10 protein-coding genes are annotated in these 17711 nt (G+C 59.7%); 5 read left to right on the forward strand and 5 right to left on the reverse strand.

The window, feature by feature from the left end; genetic code table 11:
- Positions 1-321: 321 nt before the first annotated feature.
- The 4 genes from AC066S_RS29825 to AC066S_RS29840 form a co-directional block, all read right to left on the reverse strand.
- Complete coding sequence (locus AC066S_RS29825; protein WP_478271313.1) at positions 322-6027, reverse strand: LamG-like jellyroll fold domain-containing protein; 5706 nt, start codon at positions 6025-6027, stop codon at positions 322-324.
- 157 nt (positions 6028-6184) lie between these two features.
- Positions 6185-8203 carry a preprotein translocase subunit SecA gene (locus AC066S_RS29830; RefSeq protein ID WP_478271314.1) on the reverse strand — a complete coding sequence of 673 codons (2019 nt, stop codon included), beginning with the start codon at positions 8201-8203 and terminating at the stop codon, positions 6185-6187.
- Between the two features lie 10 nt (positions 8204-8213).
- Positions 8214-10367 (reverse strand): peptidase M50, encoded by a 2154-nt coding sequence (locus AC066S_RS29835; RefSeq protein WP_478271315.1) that lies wholly within the window; start codon positions 10365-10367, stop codon positions 8214-8216.
- A gap of 10 nt (positions 10368-10377) precedes the next feature.
- Positions 10378-12294, reverse strand: a complete 1917-nt coding sequence (locus AC066S_RS29840; protein ID WP_478271316.1) for an efflux RND transporter periplasmic adaptor subunit — start codon at positions 12292-12294, stop codon at positions 10378-10380.
- Between the two features lie 173 nt (positions 12295-12467).
- Between AC066S_RS29840 and AC066S_RS29845 the strand changes: the two genes are divergently transcribed.
- The 5 genes from AC066S_RS29845 (at position 12468) to AC066S_RS29865 (ending at position 16995) form a co-directional block, all read left to right on the forward strand.
- Positions 12468-13415: an efflux RND transporter periplasmic adaptor subunit gene (locus tag AC066S_RS29845; RefSeq protein WP_135169324.1), complete on the forward strand. Its 948-nt coding sequence runs from the start codon at positions 12468-12470 to the stop codon at positions 13413-13415.
- Between the two features lie 22 nt (positions 13416-13437).
- Entirely contained in the window at positions 13438-13752 is a 315-nt protein-coding gene (locus AC066S_RS29850) for a hypothetical protein (RefSeq protein ID WP_478271317.1), read from the forward strand.
- A 573-nt stretch (positions 13753-14325) separates the two neighbouring features.
- Positions 14326-14940 carry a transglutaminase-like cysteine peptidase gene (locus AC066S_RS29855; protein WP_135169326.1) on the forward strand — a complete coding sequence of 205 codons (615 nt, stop codon included), beginning with the start codon at positions 14326-14328 and terminating at the stop codon, positions 14938-14940.
- 363 nt (positions 14941-15303) lie between these two features.
- A complete protein-coding gene (locus AC066S_RS29860; RefSeq protein WP_478271319.1) occupies positions 15304-15843 on the forward strand; it encodes a GlgC family sugar phosphate nucleotidyltransferase in 540 nt (179 codons plus the stop codon).
- A gap of 33 nt (positions 15844-15876) precedes the next feature.
- The gene (locus tag AC066S_RS29865; RefSeq protein ID WP_126258039.1) at positions 15877-16995 is read left to right on the forward strand and encodes an LbetaH domain-containing protein; all 1119 of its coding nucleotides are present in this window, start codon (positions 15877-15879) and stop codon (positions 16993-16995) included.
- 256 nt (positions 16996-17251) lie between these two features.
- Here the strand turns inward: AC066S_RS29865 and AC066S_RS29870 are convergent, their stop codons facing one another.
- Positions 17252-17572 carry an H-NS histone family protein gene (locus AC066S_RS29870; RefSeq protein ID WP_430644566.1) on the reverse strand — a complete coding sequence of 107 codons (321 nt, stop codon included), beginning with the start codon at positions 17570-17572 and terminating at the stop codon, positions 17252-17254.
- Positions 17573-17711 lie beyond the last annotated feature (139 nt).

Below are 17711 nucleotides of genomic sequence, written 5' to 3' on the forward strand. Positions count from 1 at the left end.
ACGAGGGAAATTCCAGCGGCGCATGATATCCAAACGAGTACACTGATTTCAAACGTGCCAAGAAGCGCATCTAGCCATCCAAGCCCATGGACCGATTGAATGACGCGGGATGCTAAGCCACTCGCACAACCGAGAGCGAATAGACCCGCGAAGAACTCACCTCGAGTTAGGTCCTTCGCCAGCGCCGATGCGCAACTACCAACAATCGGTTCATCCGAAGCAGTCATAATATAGTGCCTCGTGCCATTTCAACGGCGTTGCTGCACACGCGGTTGTACGCAACGGCGTTGGCGCATAAGCCTTGGGACTGCGGCATGCAGATCAACTCACTGCCTTGAAGGTCGCGACCTGCATCACCCATGCCGCAGAGCCTTGGAGAGATGCGGTCGCGCTGTAGCTACCTGTCGCGGTTACGAACCGGTCCTGGGCAATATCAAGGTCGGGCGTTGTAATGATGCGCGTGGTAAACCCGCTGCCTGCCGCAGTGAAACCACCCGTCGTCGTTCCGGCACCAAAAATGAGCTCATGCGCGGTGGACGTTGTAACGGCCCCGCTGCTGGCTGAACTGCTGGTGCCGGCCGCCGAGGCCCCGACATCGAACGGATTGATGACATCGAGACCGCTGTATTCCAGAGCGCGAATGTCCACGTATTGAGTCGCAGTGTTGAAGGTCACGGTCACAGTGTTCGTGCCGGCGGCGGCTTGCTTGATATTCGGGGCGTAGTAGATCGCCTGGCTGATGCCGCTACCTCGCGCTGTCGGGACGGCGAGCTGATAAACATTGCCGGCCGAGTCCGTGAGGGATGTGATATTTGATGTCGTGTTGTTCCATCCGATCACGAGGATGTTCGTGTTGCCTGTTGTCTGCGCGTTCGTGTAGGCGACCGAGACCTGCGTCTGGTTGGTTTGCGGCGTGGCTGAATTCGCCTGCACGAATGCCAGGGGGGCCGGCGTCGTGACGGCATTATAAGTCGCAGTATAGGTCGCACCGCCGACGGGGACTGTGATGGTGTGGTCTTGAGTACCGCTATCCGACCAGGAGACGAAGTTGTAGGTCGTGGTTCCGACGGTCGCGTTGCGCGCTTCGATCTCGTGATTGAAGCCGATCAACGCGTCGTAGGTGAACGGCGTCGTGTGCGCGATGCCGTCCAGATACAACGTTAATCCGGCAGGCGTCGTGCTGAAATTGAGATTGACCTTATCGGGGAGGATGGTGACGGATTGGCTCGATTGCAGCCCACTGGAATCGGTCACGGTCAGCGTTATTCGATACCGCGTGAATCCGCTGAAGTCGTGACCGCTGGTCGGAATCGTGAACGTACCGCTGGTCACGCCGGTGATAGGGGTGCCCGGATGAACATGACCTTCGTGGAGGAAGTCAATATTCCAGGTGTAGACACTTGCGGCGAGTGTACCATCTTCGGCATCGGTTGCGGTGCCGCTAAATGTGATCACATCGCCCGCCCTGAAGATTGCGCCATCGGTTGGTCCAAGGAGGCTCACAACGGGACTATTGCCGACGCTGATTGCGATCGGGGTCGATAGCGTCGAATTGACTCCGTCGGAGACCGTTAGCCGGGCCTGATAAGGGCCGGAGACCGTATAGGTGTGCGATGGGTTGGCCGCGGTCGAAGTCGCGCCGTCACCGAAGTTCCACGAATAGGTGAGAGGCTTTCCTTCCGGATCAGATGAACCGTTGCTGGAGAAGTTGACGGTCAGCGGGCTGGGTCCTTTCGTTGGTGATGCCGAAACCGTCGCTACAGGAGGTAGATCCGATTGAATGAATTCGATGCGGCGGATTTTGCTTAGGCCGAATGTGCCGCTGATATCGGAGTAGCCGAGGTCGACATAGTAGAGCGCGCCATCGGGGCCTTCGGTCAAGTAGACAATGTCGCCGTAAGGGCCATCTACCGAACCGTCGGCTGGCTCGAAGTTGAAGACGCCGGCGACGTTTCCGTTGGCGTCGAACGTCAGCCGCTTGATCCAGTTCTGAGTGTAATCCGCGAAGAAGAAGCTGCCCTGATAGCTGCTTGGGAATTGTGTGCCGTGATAGACAAATCCAGCGACGACCGCGGCGTCGCGTCCATAGTGCGGGTAGTAGTAAGCCGGTGCAGTGTAGGCGGGATTCCCGTTCGGAGTTTCTACGTCCGGCCAGCCGTAATTGGCACCCTTCGCTCCGATGTCGATTTCCTCGATTGCGGTTGAATAGCCGTTCCCGCCGACATCGCCGATGATCAGCCGCCCGGTGGGCGCGTCGTAGTAGGCGCGGAAGGGATTCCGCAGGCCAAGCGCCCATATTGCATCGTAGTTCGGTCCGTTGCCGTCGTAGAACGGATTGTCGGTGGGAACGGTGCCGTCCATGTTGTATCGCAGGATCTTGCCACGCGGCTTCGTGAGGTCTTGCGCGTCGCCAGCCTGGAAATGCTCCCCGGTCGTCAGCAGGATCTTGCCGTCGTTGCTGAAGTTGATCGCTCCGCCGTGGTGCTCGGCATTGGCAATTTCCGTATCCTGATAGATGACGAACTCGCTGCCAGGGACAGTACCCGTCAGCGTCGCGTTCGCCGTGAAGCGCGAGAAGCGATCCACGTTCGGCGTCCCCAGCGTATAGAAGATGTAATAGTAATGATTGGTGTTGAAGTTGGGGTCCAGTGCAATGTCATAGATGCCTTGCTGTACGCCCGCCGAGCCGATATTGGTGAGTTGCAGGAACGGCGTTGGATCGGGCGTGGTGTAGGGCGGCGGCAATATCTTGATTGTGCCCGCAAGTTCCACCACCAGCATGCGGCCATCGGGAAGGAATTTGATCGCGGTCGGCAGATTGAACCCCGTCGCGAGAATCTCGTTCTGGAAAAAGCTGCTGTTCGCGACGTTGACGGTTATCGGTGCTGACAACGTCGTATGGCCGTCTATGTCGGTCGCCTTTGCGGTGATAATGTGCGCGCCGTTGCTCGCCGTACGCGTGTCCCACGCAAGCGCGTAAGGATCGGTCGCATCGGGGGATCCGGTTGCGACATTGTCGATATAGAACTGCACATTGGCGATGCCGGTATCGTCGGTTGCATCTGCAGTCACATTGACGATGCCGCTAACTTGCGCCCCGTTGATTGGGGAATCTATCAAGACCTGCGGTGATCCGGCCGTCGGGTTGCCGATCGGCGTCGTCATGTCCGACTGCACTTGCGCCGAGGTCAGCACGCGGTTGTAGATGCGCAGATCGTCGAGCGCTCCCTTGTAGAATTGCGCGGTCGACGCATCCGCTCCGACGCGCATGGGGTTGCCGCGTGCCGTGATAGTCGCTGACAGCGCTTGCGTGTTGACGAGGTTTCCATTGACATAGGTCTTGACTTGCGCGCCATCGAAGGTGATGGCGAGGTGGGACCACTGGTTGAATGGCAAGGTGGTTCCCGAGGCGGCGACGCGCGCGCCACTGGATGTCCCAATATAGAAATCGGTCTGATTGCCGCCGCGCAGTTCCAGTCCATACTGGTAGTAAGGTGACGACATGGTCGTATTCCAGAACTTCCCGATAACGACGGAGTCGCCGCTCGCGAGCGGCTGGGGATTGATCCACGTCGACAATGTAAGGGCACTACCGGAGATGTTGGTCGAGGCAGAGTTTGGAATAGAGATGTAGTCATTCACTCCATCAAAGCTTGCGGCCTGGCCATGCTTGCCGGCCACCCAGGCGACGCCATTGTTGAGTGTGGCTAGGTTCGACTGCCCTGAGGAATCGCCCGCGGTCGTTCCGGATCCTTCATCGAAGGAATAGGCCGCAACCAGACCCGGTGTTTGAGTGTTTGACACCGTGATGCTGACGGGCAGCGAATCGCCGGTGTTTCCGGAGGTATCCCGGGCGCGTACCGTAATCGTGTGGACGCCATTCACGACCGTCGTCGTATCCCAACTGACGCTGTAGGGTGACGTTAGGTCTTCGCCCCCGCCGACCGCGATATTGTCCACCAGGAAAGTCACGCCCGCCACCCCGACATTGTCGGAGGCATTGGCACTGATCGTGATCGTACCCGAAACGGTCGTTGATCCCGTCGGCCCTGTGATCGTGGACGTAGGTAGTGTCGTGTCGGGCGTCAGTGTAGTGGCAACGGCCGCTGTGGACTGTCCGGAGAGGTTCGACGCCGCGTCCCTCGCCCGCACGGTATAAGTGTAGGATGTACCTGGCGACAGGCCGGTATCGCCGAACGTGGTCGTCGTCGGGGTGCCAACCTGGGTACCATTGCGGAAGACCTGATAGCCGGTGACCGCAACGTTGTCGGTCGAGGCGTTCCACGACAGATTGATCTGCGTTGTCGAAGCCCCGGTCGCCACCAGGCCTGTAGGAGTCGATGGCGGCGTGGTGTCCTGGGTGGCGGTCGTCGTGAATGTGGCGTTTGAGCCGATTCTTTCGTTCCCGGCAGCGTCGATCGAACGAACGCGGAAATTGTAGATAGTGTTGGGAGCAAGGCCGGTTAGCGTAACGCTGTGTGCCGTCACCAGAGTCGCATCAAGCGTCGTCGACGATCCGTAACTGGTCGTCAATCCGTACTCGACCCGCGAGGTCGCGGGCTCGTTGGTGGTCCAGGTGACTCGTGCGGTGTTGGCGGTTAGGTTCGTCGCCGTCTGCCCACTGATCGTCGGCGCCGTGGTGTCGAGCACGATAGTATCGGTCACGGCCGCGGACCAGTTTCCTGCGGCGTCCATGATCTGGACAAAGACCGTCTTAGTGCCTGTTGCGTTCGATAGCGTCCAGGCCTTGGTCGGGGCGAAGGCTTCCGCCGTCGAATATGAACTCCCGTTGTTGGAGAAGCGCATCTGCTTGACGGAAGTCACTGCATCGGTCGCAGTGATCGTAAGCGTGACCGAGGTGCTGTTGGTTGCCGCGGCGCCGCCGTTGATCGTCACCGTACCGGTCGGCGCCTGATTGTCGACCGTAATGCTGACTGGCGTCGAGGTGGTTATGTTGTTGGCAGCATCGCGTGCCTGCGCGGTCAGCACATGCGAGCCGTTCGATGCCGTGGTCGTGGTCCATGAGACACCGTACGGCGAGGTGGTATCCTCCGTGCCGATCAGGGTGTTGCCATCGAGCAGAAACTTGACTCCGGCAACGCCGATGTTGTCCGATGCGCTCGCTGCGAGACTCACAGACCCGGATACGATCGGGGCCGGAGGCGTGAGGGACACGGCCGGGGCAATCGTGTCTGCCGTTCCGGCGAGGGGAGTCGCCATATCGGTTTGGATCTGATCGGGGGTGAGCGCATGATCGGCGATGCGCACGTCATCGATAAGGCCAGGAAAATCGAATCCTGTACGTCCCGGCCGACTGCCGATATTCACGTTGGCCGTCGAATTCTGCTGGGAGCTCGTGACTGTGCCAGTCAACTGCCCGTTGTCGAGGACGCCATTGAGATAGACGTTCAAAGTTTGGCCCGCGGCGTCATAGACGCCGGCGGCGTGATACCACGTGTTGGGCTGCAGCGCCGTCGCGCCGTAGCGGAACATCTGCCCGCCCGAGCTGTTGGTGAGCTTGAACCCGATCGTGCGAGGCCCGGTGTCCGCGGTGATGTCAAGCTGGTATCCGGATTCGCCCCAGGTGCGCTTGGACACAACAGGCGCATCATCAGCGGGGAACGAATGGACGTAGACCCACGCACTGAGAGTCATGCTGCCAGTCATTTGCAGCGCACTCGGATTCCCGAGATCGACCAGGTCGTTCACGCCGTCGAGTGCGACCGCATTGCCGTATTTTCCCCCTGTGAAGGTCGCACCGTTCGTGAGCGTGCCGACGATGCCGTGACCAGATGCATCAGCCGTTGTGGTGCCCGAGACCTCGTTGAAGGCGTAGCCTGCCGTGATGCCAAGAGGATCCGCGGCGAGCAGCATGCGCGGCTCGAGCGTCTCTAAGATCAGCGGCGAATGACTAGCCGAATGACTAGCATCGCGTTTGCCATCGACGATCGTCTTGCGATCGCTTCTCGCGCTGCCGTAAATGATCCGTTGCGCCAGATGGCCGAACAAGCCCCAGGAATTCGACATCGTTGTCTCCGAACGCCACAATCTGAAATCGCGCTGGATAATTAACTGATATTTAGTTTCCAATTAAATATTACCATAATGTACCGTGCTGGCCATATATTAATGATTCCAAGATATAATAATATTTGCGTGTGTGCTGCGGATGGGCGCGGGACCATCATTCAGTCCCGGCGAAGCTGAGAATCCTGTTGAAACGCAGATCTTCGGCGAGGGCGGTACGTCTGGCTCGCCCGTGAAGACGCTCGGCTGCGTGTTGGCCGTAGCTGCGCAATGCGCGTTCCAAGGCTCCTTGAATTGGCTGCGTTCGTTTCGATTGTTTGCCTAGTAACCGAAGAAGCTTCGGATTGATAAAGCGCCTGAAAAGCTCATCATCGAGCGCGACGATTGTTTCGTAGCTACCGGAATCACCCTGGCGGCCGGCGCGCCCAAAGAGTTGGCGATCGATGCGGCGGGACTCGTGATATTCGGTCAGGATGACATGCAAGCCGCCTCGGCTCCGGACCGCAGGATGTAGTTGTATGTCGGTGCCGCGGCCGGCCATGTTGGTGGCGACCGTTATGCGGCCCGGTTGACCCGCGCCCGCAATGATCTCGGCCTCTGCGTGGTCCTGGCGCGCGTTGAGAACCACGGATTCGAGGCCCGATCTGCCAAGCAACTGCGAAATTTGCTCGGAGGCTTCAACCGAGCGGGTCCCGACGAGCACGGCGCGACCTTTGCGAACGATCTCGTGAACAGAAGCGACCACGGCGTCCCATTTGACGTTGGCTGTCGGGAACAAGCGTGTGCCGGCATTCGTTCGTCGCAAAGGCCGGTTTGTTGGGATGCGTACAACGCGGAGGCCGTAGATGCCGTACAGTTCACCTGCCGGCTCGATCGCCGTTCCGGTCATGCCGCAAAGGTGCACGTAGCGGCGAAAGAAGCGCTGATAGGTAATTTGTGCAAGGGTCGTGCGTTGCTCCGTGATGGTGCAATGTTCCTTGGCCTCGATAAGTTGGTGAATGCCGCCGTCCCACGAACGGTCTGGCATGATGCGCCCGGTGTACTCGTCGACGATCTGCACCTTGTCATCGGCGACGATATACTGAACGTCGCGTCGGTAGAGATGAAGGGCGGCAAGCGCGTGCTGCGCGAGTTCCTCGCGCGCGCGTCGGATTGCCCATAGGCCCGTTAGTCCTGCAGCGAGCTGAGCGATCCGGCTTTCGCCGCGGCTGGTTAGCCGCACCGATTTCTCGCTTGCGCGCACATGGAAGTCGTCGCCGGGCACCAGGCGTTGAGCGAGATCAAGTGCGGTCTCGTGCAGGCCCCCGGCATTCTCAGGCCTTTCTTGCGTTCCGGAGAGGATCAGCGGCACGCGAGCCTCGTCAATCAGGACGCTGTCTGCCTCGTCTACGATCGCAAAATGCAGACCGCGCAGAAGCGGTGTTTGATGGTGGCTGGCAAGTCTGCTTTTGAATATTGTGTCGAGAGAAAGCCGAGAACGGGCACGGCGAGGGCCGAGCGTGAGCCGATCGCGGAGATAGTCGAACACAAGCTCCTTATTGGTACAATAGGTGACGTCGCTCGCGTAGGCTCTTTGCCTTTCCTGCCGCGACTGCCCGTGCTCGACGAGCCCGACGGTGAGATCAAGCGCGTTGTAGATAGGTGCGAGCTGTTCGGCGTCGCGGCGCGCGAGATAATCGTTGACCGTGATGATATGAACCGGACGTCCCATGAGTGCGGCGGTGATCGCCGGCAGCAGCGCCGTCAAAGTCTTGCCTTCACCGGTTTCCATTTCGGCGACTGCGCCTCCCATCATGGCGGCGCCGCCGAGCAATTGGACCGGAAAGAGACGCATCCCGACGTGACGACGCGCCGCCTCGCGCGCCAGCGCAAACGAACGCGCCATTTGATGCGAGTAGGGGGGAGTTGACAGTAATGATGCGCGCAGCTCCTCCGCGGTTTCGCGCAAGCGCCGGTCCGTCAGGACAGCGAACTGCGGTTCCAGATCACCGACCGACCGGACGAAGCGGCCGAGGCGGTCACGCGCGAGGGCCGGCTGAAGGAAAGGCAAGACCCGGCCCCAAGCGTCGAGGAGGGCAGCATCGAGTCCAATCTCTTGACGAGCGGCCTGCTCCGCATAGGGTGCGTCTACTGCCACCGAGGCCAAACCGACGAAGTTTCGTTTGCGCGTGAGCATACGGATGCCTTCAGACCTGCAGCTGAGACAGCAGCAATTGTCGTAGACGACGCCAGATCTGCTGGCCCGGCGGCTCCCAATTAAAGTTGAAGCGGACGTAGGCGCGGCCGCCGAACGCGGTGGCCGCCGGTGCAATTTCGGGCAGTACAAGATCGATCTGGAAGACGCGTTGCAGCGTCTTTACGCCTTCGGGATCGCCGGGATCGACGGTGAAGGCCCCGCCGCCAGCGCCTCCCAAAGCTCTGCTGGGGAGGACGTCACGGCCTGACGGTATTTCGCGAATGGACTCAACGCGCAATGTCTCATCTGGGCGCTCTGCGAGTCTGACTTCGGCGCTCCGCAGCCGATGGCGAACGAGGTCGATGTCGTCCTGACGGATCGTTGCGCGCACGATGCGTGAGCCGGGAGTAAGCACGTAACCGATTTGTTGCCCTTCGCGCAGGAACCGTCCGGGCAGATCTTGTGGCTTCATAACGGCAAAGGTGCCCTCGCTGCGGCTGTGCACGACGAGGCGCGCGGCGCGATCGGTTGCGGTCGCAAGCTCGGCGCGTGCCTGTCCTATTTCCGTCGAGGTGATCTCTGCGCTCGCGCGGTCGGTAAAGCGCTCGATGGCAAGCCTCGTCTCGAGTTCGGCGACGTGTGCGCGGAGAATTATGAGTTCGGCCTTGAGTGTCGAGTCTTCGCTTTCGACCAGCGCTTCCCCGACCGTGACGTTCATGCCGGGATGGACCAGCAGTACGCGCGCGAAGCCATCGGTTCTCGCGCGCACGATTGCATTCTCCGGCAACCAGGCAACGCCTTCCGTCGTGGTGTAACAAGGGGCCGGAATTAGGAAAAGCATCAACCCGACGGCCAGGATCATGCCGAAAGTCGCAGCTACTGCGCGGGCGCGATTGCGTTGAAGCTTCGGGCTCGCGAGCACGAACCACAGGGCCTTGCCGATGGGCAGCGCAACACCGGTCAGCAGACTCCAGACCGCGATCAAGACGCCGAAGGCGAGATACTGCGAGGCGACGAACACGGCGATCGCGAGCATCACGAATTGGCGGTAAAGGAAGGCAGTCGGTGCATATAGAAGTAGCCAAATGCGTTCGCCAGTCGCGGCCACGAAATCCTTCGACCCGTCCGCGCGAAACACATGGCGATTGACAAGGTAGCCCCAGTACCGGGTAGCACGCTGCGCCAGGTTAGGGATTTCCAGCAGATCCGCGAGAATGTAGTAGCCGTCATATCGCAGGAGTGGATTGCCGTTGTATACCAGGGTCGAGACACCGGCGACGGCCAATGCGTCGAATGCGAGCGTGCGGACAAGTCCGGCCTCAACAGTAAGCCATACGTAGAGCGCGAGCGCCGCCAAGAACACTTCGACAATCATTCCGGCCGCGCCAACAAGCGCGCGCCTCCACTTGCTGCGGAATGCCGATGCGGCAGAAGCGTCGACATAGGGCAATGGGGCGAACACCAGGATCATGACTCCGAATTCGGGTATTGTTCCCCCGAACGCCGCGACCGCAAATCCGTGCCCAAATTCATGCAGCGTCTTGAGCAGGAGATACACCAGCGCGAGCAACAGAAGGTTATCGGTGGCTAGAATTCGGTCGGAGACGTCGGCTGTTAATTCCTGCCAGTTTTGTGCCGCGAGCAGAGGCGCCGGCAACACCACCAGTAGCCACAGCACGGCACCCGGCAACCCGAATAACCATTCTGCAAGCGGCCGGGTACGTTCGAAAAACCTGACCGGATGCCAGAGCGGAATCCGCAGGGCCAGCGGGTAGAGCACGTTGCCGAGCCACCTGGATCGTTTGGCTTTCGCCGCACGTGCGACCAGCGCACTTGCATCCGGAGTCACTTCGGTTTGTAACAGGTCGAAAGCGCTGAGTTCGGCCAACAATTGGATGGCCTCGCTCTGGCTCGGCGCCTCCTCAGCAAGAGCGGATCCGACCTCGTGCCAGATCTGGTCAACCGTTCGCACGCCGTCCATCGCGGCCACGATCATGTAGCCGGCGGGCGACAAGCGGTGCATGCGGCCGGTCGCGTGATCCTGAACGACATACCAGATGCAGCCGCGATACCGATGTCGGTAGATCGAGGTGTGGTCGCGAAGCTTCGGCCTGAGTTGCGCGACGCGATACCAGGACGAGCTCAGAAACGGGGCTGTGGTCATATCGCCCCTCTCACGGCAGGTACTTCCAAGCGGCAATGCGCAGCCAATCGATCACGGGATGCAGCCAGATCCACGCAATCGAGCGTCGTCCCGAATTGATCTTTGCAACGCCTTCCATCCCGGGGCGCAGTGCAATGCCCGGTTCCGAGAGGCGGGCCTCGATCCGAAAAGCATTGCGTCCTTCCTCGGCGAGCGTAACCGGCGTGATCTTGCTCAGCGTCATCGGCACCGGTTCGCCGGGCCTGCCTGCGAGTGCGACGGTGCCGCTTTGTCCGACCGCCACGAAGCGAACGTCACGTTCGTCGACCTGAACGATCAAGCGGTAGGAATTGAGTGGCGCCACCTCGAACAGTGTTTTTCCCTTCTCAATGGGAGAGCCGAGCATCTGGCTCAGATCGCCCGAGACGACAATACCGTCGAATGGAGCGAGGATGCGGGTGCGCGCGAGGTTCTCTTCCGCGAGTGCCAACTGGGCTTCCGCTTGCCGGATCTGCGGTTCCAGTACCGCGAGGCCGTTGCGATTGTGCTTGGCGAGCGCCTCGCGATCGCGCTGAAGTAGCTTGTCGAGTTCGGCTCGCCGCTTCAACCGATCGAGAACAAGATCCCGGTCGTCAAGCAGGGTGAGAAGGTCGCCTTGGCGAACCGTGTCGCCGGCTCGAGCCGGAGCCGCTCGAACAAATCCGTCGAACGGAGCCACAGCTGCGCGCTGCACTTCGGCCTCAAGGACCGATTTCGCGGTGACGCGGTGCTCGCCTTTCGCAAAGGCCAAGATCAGCGCAAGCGCGATGGCACCGGCGACGCAGAGCTTGAGGGCCGGCCGCCGTGCGCCGAACAGCGCCGCGCATCCGTCGCCGATACTATCAACCACACGTCCGCCCAAGAGCCGGTTTGCGCGCAGCTGCAATCCGATCTGAGGTCCCAGCAGCGCCGCGATCCCCTCCACCAACTTCAGCTCGTCGTCCGAAAAGGGCTCGGCGCGGTGACGTTCGAGCGTGAGAGCGCCGATCGGTTTTCCATGGGGGCCGATCAGTACAGCTGACATCGTCGACGAGCCCGACGCCTTTGCTTCCTCCGCCAGCGCCCGGTGGGCGATGGCCGCGACGCGTCTCATGCTTGGCAATGGCGGATAAGCGACGCATTCACGCTGCTCGATCGCCTCTTCCATTGCGCTCTCGATCGAATTGACGAGGCGGCTCTCGCGTTTGAAGCTGGACGAGAATGAAACCGCGCGCAGGCGGATTGTGCCGTTGCGACCGACAACACCCAGCGATACGCGCTCGCACCGCAGGCGGGTGGCCAGCTCGTTGACGACCGCGATTGCCATACCGCTCAGCCGCGGCTGCGCGTTCACCGTGACGAGGAGGTCGAGGCACGATGCGGCTCGCGTTACGTCAGACGAGAGATCCTTGGTATGTCTAGCCCAAGGCAGTGCCTCGAGCCAGCCCGCGCCCCAGCGCAATTGCTCAGCGACGATGGCCGGGGTAACCAGAGGCTTGGCGGCCGTCGTCGTCAATGCGATGGCCACAGCCGCAATCGGCTCGTTCGTAGTGCCCAGTGGCTGGGCGACTATCAGGGCCACCGGTTGTGCCGGCCTGGAATCGGGACCGACGCGACCGGGAGCAACGACCAAGCGACGCTCCTTGTAGGCAGTTTCGGCCAGGCGCATGAGATCGCTGGCATCGACATCCCGAGGCGGCCACGTCACGGATAGTGACGGCGCAGTTGAATCAACCCCCCGCATGAGCAACAGACCAGCTGACACGCCGGCAATACGGCTGCATTGCAGCGCCAGCCAGGCCGAAACAAATGTCGCTTCGTTTCCTGCGTTCAGCAATCCCTGCCAGTGCGGCGACGTCGTCGCATCTGAGGGCACCCTCCGCAATTGTGGAGCGGGGCCGCCGCTTGCCGTCAAGTCGGGCTCAGACATGTGCTTTCCAAAGCAAGCGACCAATAACCAGGTGCTGCTGCCGGAAGGGGTCGCCATTTGCCGATCCCCTTGCTTTAAATATTTATCGCAGTTTTGATTTTAATCCCTATTAAGTCAAATTAATATAATATAAATGATATGAGAGGAAAAGCGGAATTCGGTGGGAACCTCGCATGGTGAGTCCGATTGCGGAAATTGTCCGCAGAGCTCAGCGCATGAGCTGCATCCTGTTGTGCTTGTACGTGCCGGCGGGGATCTTGCTAGCCCGTTCCGGTGCAAGGGCGGAGACCCTAGAAATCTCGGCGGAGAAGCGAGAATTCAATTGCGTGATCGAGCCGCAACAAACCGTCAAGCTGGCGAGCCCGGCGGTCGGCATGATCGCGCGCCTCGACGTTGACCGCGGCGACATCGTTCGGCAGGGCCAGATCATTGGCAAGATCGAAGATGGGGTTGAGGCCGCGACGCTGGCGCTGGCGCGGGCCCGCGCAACCAATGATGCCCCCGTTAAATCGGCCGAAGCTCGCGCGCAGTTCCTGCATCAAAAACATGAGCGCCTGAGGGAGCTTCATACAAGGTCCGTCAGTCCACTCGCTTCACTCCAGGAAGTTGAAGCCGAGGTGCGGGTCGCCGAACAGCAGCTCAAGGAGGCGAAGCTTCACAAGGAGCTTGCTCGCCTGGAAGTCGCGCACGCCGAAGAGGTTCTGAATCAACGCGCGCTGCGTAGCCCGATCGACGGCGTGGTGGTCGAGCGACTTCTCGTTCCGGGTGAATACCGAAATGACCAGAGCCCAGTGTTCACCCTCGCACAGATTGATCCGCTGAGGGTCGAAGTGTTCGTGCCCACCGCGTATTTTGGTCAAATCCGTACCGGCAGCAGAGCCAATGTGCGACCGGAGCTGCCTATCGCCGGTCTCTATGCTGCCTCTGTCACCGTTGTCGATCGTGTCCTCGACGCTGCGAGCGGAACGTTCGGGGTGCGTCTGGCCCTGCCGAATCCGCGTTTGGCGCTACCTGGGGGAATTCGCTGCAAAGTCGAATTTGTGTTGGACGGTGACAATCCGGCGCTGATGGCTGGTGACGCGCCATCATCCTTTGAAAACAGCAAAACTTACAATCAATGATTAACAGAGTCGGGAGCTCGATATGACACTGAGTTCTATCGGAGACATTGAGTTCGTCGGCGAGGTCGAGTGGGACGGCAAGGCCATCGTGATTAGGGCAGTGACCCCATTTGGGCACGTATCCTGCCGTATCCCGCGTGAGACAATCCACGCGATTCCGATCTACTCGGACGCCCTCGAACGCGAGATCCGTTCGGAGCGGCGCCTGATTTTGGAACGGCTCGCCCCCGCCCTGCGCGCAAAAATATCCACTTCGGGAGCAGGCGAACTAGTGGATTTGTGGCCCTGGGAGATCAGCCGCGCACGCACCGGCCGTCGCGAGCCCATTACACGCTGATCAAGAGGCCGCTGGCAGACTGCCGGAAGGTGATCGAAAAGCAGCAGCCGTCATGACTGGTCAGTGGGCGCAGTAGCGGAATTCGTTCGGCTGCCTTGACGAACAACCCCACACCTCAAACGCGGCACAAGCGGACTTGAACGTCCAATCCCAGCGCTCGGATTGAATTCCGATTGGAAGATCCCACCGCAGGCTTTTGTCAGGCGTCACAACGCGCGAGAAGCAACGCCGGCGACTTCGACTCGCATCGCCGCCCCGCGCACGAAATTGAGCGCGATTGCGGCGATTCCCCGACGCAAGAAACATGCCCGCTCAGTGCATCCATTCGCCTGGCGGCAGGGCAGCGTAGGCGCAGCGTTCCCGGAAAGAACTAACCGCCGTTGACCCTGATCGTCCCCTGGCAGGCAGAACGTTTTTTCGCCTGAGGCTGGATTATTTAATCCATTATTATTCGCTTGATCATTATATAATTATTAATATAATTAAATAGAAAAAATCATTAACCGCGCGGTGCGGCGATGGCCCTGCTGCGGCGGGATCCGAATCTCAGTGGTGTTTGCAGGGGATCGGCAGATGTATCGAGTCTCCGGCTCCATCTTGTTTTTGGCGGTCGTCATGGCGGCCGGAGGTACTGAATGGGCGGGCGCAGGACGCCTGGCGATGCCCACGCTTCCTCAAGCAGCACCAGGGCGCATCAAACTCGGGCCGCCCGCTCTTCCGCCTCTGACGTACACGATGTTCTGCCTGCGCTATGAGGCCGAATGCCGCTCCCGGCGGGGATTCCGGGGTGGTCCGGTCCGGTTGACCGACGAGCGGTGGGTGGATCTCTTGGAGGTTAATCGCGTGGTCAATCTGGCTATTGCGCCAGTGCCCAATGACCTCGGCTTGGCCGGCGAGGCGTGGAGCATCAATCCCGATCGCGGGGACTGCAATGACTACGCTGTAAGCAAACGCCACGAACTCCTGCGGCGTGGCTGGCCGGCGCGGGCCTTGCTACTGAGCGAGGTCATCGTCAGCTCCGGAGAGCATCATTTGGTGCTGCTCGTCCGCACCCAGAGCGGCGATCTCGTGCTCGACAATCTCGCTCCGGAGATCAAGCTCTGGTCGCGCGTCCCCTATCGTTGGCTTCGCGTACAGATGCCGAGCAGTCATCAGCTGTGGGCGACAATCGACGGCAAAGGAGCATAACGCCGCCTCGGCCAGCGTAACGCGAATCGCCATTTCTTTCCGTTGGCCCAGTAAGCTGTAGAGAAAGGCGCGGAGGCTTTCGTCGTAACCTGGCCGAATCATGTCGGCGACCAGGAGCCGCTCGATCGACGAGTGATAGGGGCTTTGGACTCCCCTGAGTTTGCTTGGTCGGCGAGAATGGCCCCGATCCGCGCACTGCACTGGTCCATGGGAGCACTCCGTCACCTGCGCTTCGAAGCTCGCAGCCCTTCGGATTATCTACTCTTTGGCAAATCGTGGTAGAGACGCTTAGTGCCGGACTTGCGAGCTTTGGCGGAAGGCCAGGAGACACCAATGCGGCCCAGTGACTTGTTTTACTCTCCTATGGAGGAAGAATTCGAGAAATGGCTGTCGAGGTTCGCAACGCTTGAAGATCTATTTTCCTCTCGGGATCAGCTTTACGCCAAGCTCGGTCGGCAGCAGATTGACGGGACTATCGAAGACAAGGCCATCGTGTCAGGGCTCGTCTACTTGGGTCCGAATAGTCACGTTAAATCGGGAGCCGTTTTAAGCGGCCCTCTAATAGTTGGCCCGGACTGCGTCGTTGAATGTGGGGCGAGAATTTTTGGCAGATCGTTCATTGGGACAGGATCACAGCTTCGAGCCGGGTCATTCGTTTCTGACAGCATACTCATGAACCGCTGTACCATTTCTGAGAACTCCGTTGTGCAGAACTGCGTTCTGGGGTCTGACGTATTGGTCAGAGCAGGGTGTCTCGTGGGAGACGCAGCAGCTCAAGCACCAGATCTGGTGGCATTCGTCGGCGACGGAGCTCAACTAGGTCTTGGGGCTATAATTTGCCCAGGCTCGATTGTGGCTTCATCTGACAAAGTCGCGGCGGGATCGGTCGTTCGCAGTTCCTAAGACATCCAATGTAACGAGCCAGGTACGCTACAAATGAAGAAGCTTTCGCTCGTCGACAGACTTGAGCTCCTTGCTGAGAAGGGCGTGGATCTCGTTGATCCCCGCCAAATATTCATCGACGATCAAGTTCAACTTGATCGCATCTTTCCGGGATCTGTACTTTTCCCGGGGGTCCGCTTGCTCGGGTCCGGGACCGTTGTTGCTCCTGGCGCAAAGCTGGGGAGCGAGGGACCTGCAACCGTTGTGAACTCGATCGTTGGAGAAGGCGCCGAAATCGCCAGCGGATTCGTCACCGACTCGGTGCTTCTTTCGAAAGCTAGAATAGGATCGAATGGGCACATTCGCGGAGGTACTCTTCTTGAAGAGGAAGCTTCGACTGCTCATGCGGTCGGCCTTAAGCACACGATTCTGACGAGCTTTGTAACTCTGGGTTCGCTCATTAATTGTTGCGACTGTTTTATCTCAGGGGGGCGTTCAAGGTCCAATCACACGGAAGTCGGTAGCGGGTTCATTCATTTCAATTTCACCCCGTGGGGAGAAGCCGGTGACAAGGCAACTCCCTCGCTGATTGGAGACGTTCCTCAAGGGGTCTTTCTCAGGCAGGAGCGAATCTTTATAGGTGGCATCAGTGGGATGGTGGGCCCTAACCGGATAGGCTACGGCACCTTCACTGTTGCCGGGCAAGTCATACGTTCGGATGTTGGAGCCGGACGAATCCATGCCGAAAAGCTGCGCGAGATCGACGCTCCTTGGACCTTCGAAGCAAGAGGGCTCTCTGGTCCAAGAGTCGAACGAAACCTGGAATACGTCGGCCAACTAGCGGCCCTTCGTTCTTGGTATGTTTCGGTACGAAAGGCACGCTTAACCAGCGAGCAGAGACAGTCTCATCTAGGGATGACGATGGATGCAGCGATCCATCTCATTGACAGCGGGATGTCGGAGCGGTGGTTCAGGCTTGCTCAATTTCTTGGAGTCAGCTCTCTGCCTGCCATGCAGCTCCCCTCAATTGCGTGCCCTTTGGCAATAGAGCCAAGCTCCATGAGCCATGTGGAATGGCTACGGACGCTTCCTGACGATGCAGTTGATGCCGGGACAGATTGGTTGCAAACCATCGTGCAAGAGTTTGTCGGAAATAATCAAATCAGGAGTTAGAATCGGGGCCGATGGCGGAAGTGAGCCGGGTTCGATTGCAAGCCCTCGATGAAGGCGAAGATGTCGCGCTGGGCCTCGGCAGGGGTTCGGTACCGGCGGTGATGAACGAGCCCGGTCGACCCACATGTGGTTGCACTATCGCCCAACCGACGATCTTGCGGCGAAGAGATCCATGACGGCGGCCAGGTACAACCAGCCCTCCGCGTGGGGCAGACTGCGGGATCGTCGCGGCGCACTACGATAGCGCGGCCGGCGCTCAGCCGGTCCTGCGGCGCCTTTGTGCGGACGAGCGATCGATCAGGAGATCGTTCAGTTTTTTACCGGCTCGAAGCTGAGCTTTCAGCCATCGGGGCTGCTTACCGCGACCGGACCACGTTTCGGACGGATTCTTCGGGTTCTGGTATTTCGGCAACACTGGGGGGTAGGGGCGGCGCGGACGTTCTTCGTCCCGGGCCGCAGCGGCCGTCCCCTCAATCTTGCGAAGCCGCTCTTCGAGCTTGGCCTTTTCCGCGGTCATCCTGCGACCAAGAACAGTCGTGACCTCATCGTAGAGTCGCCACAGCTCCGCTGTGGACATGGATGCCCAATCTGAAGTGGACCCCATGCTGAGGACCACTGGGTCCGGTTTTTTAAGTGGAGCTGCTGCCGTTCGTTCTTCCCAGTAACTTTACGCTACTCTTGCCTGCTGCTGTTGTGGCTGTGGGGATGTGGGTAAC

The sequence above is a fragment of the Bradyrhizobium sp. CFUWI genome (assembly GCF_056429085.1).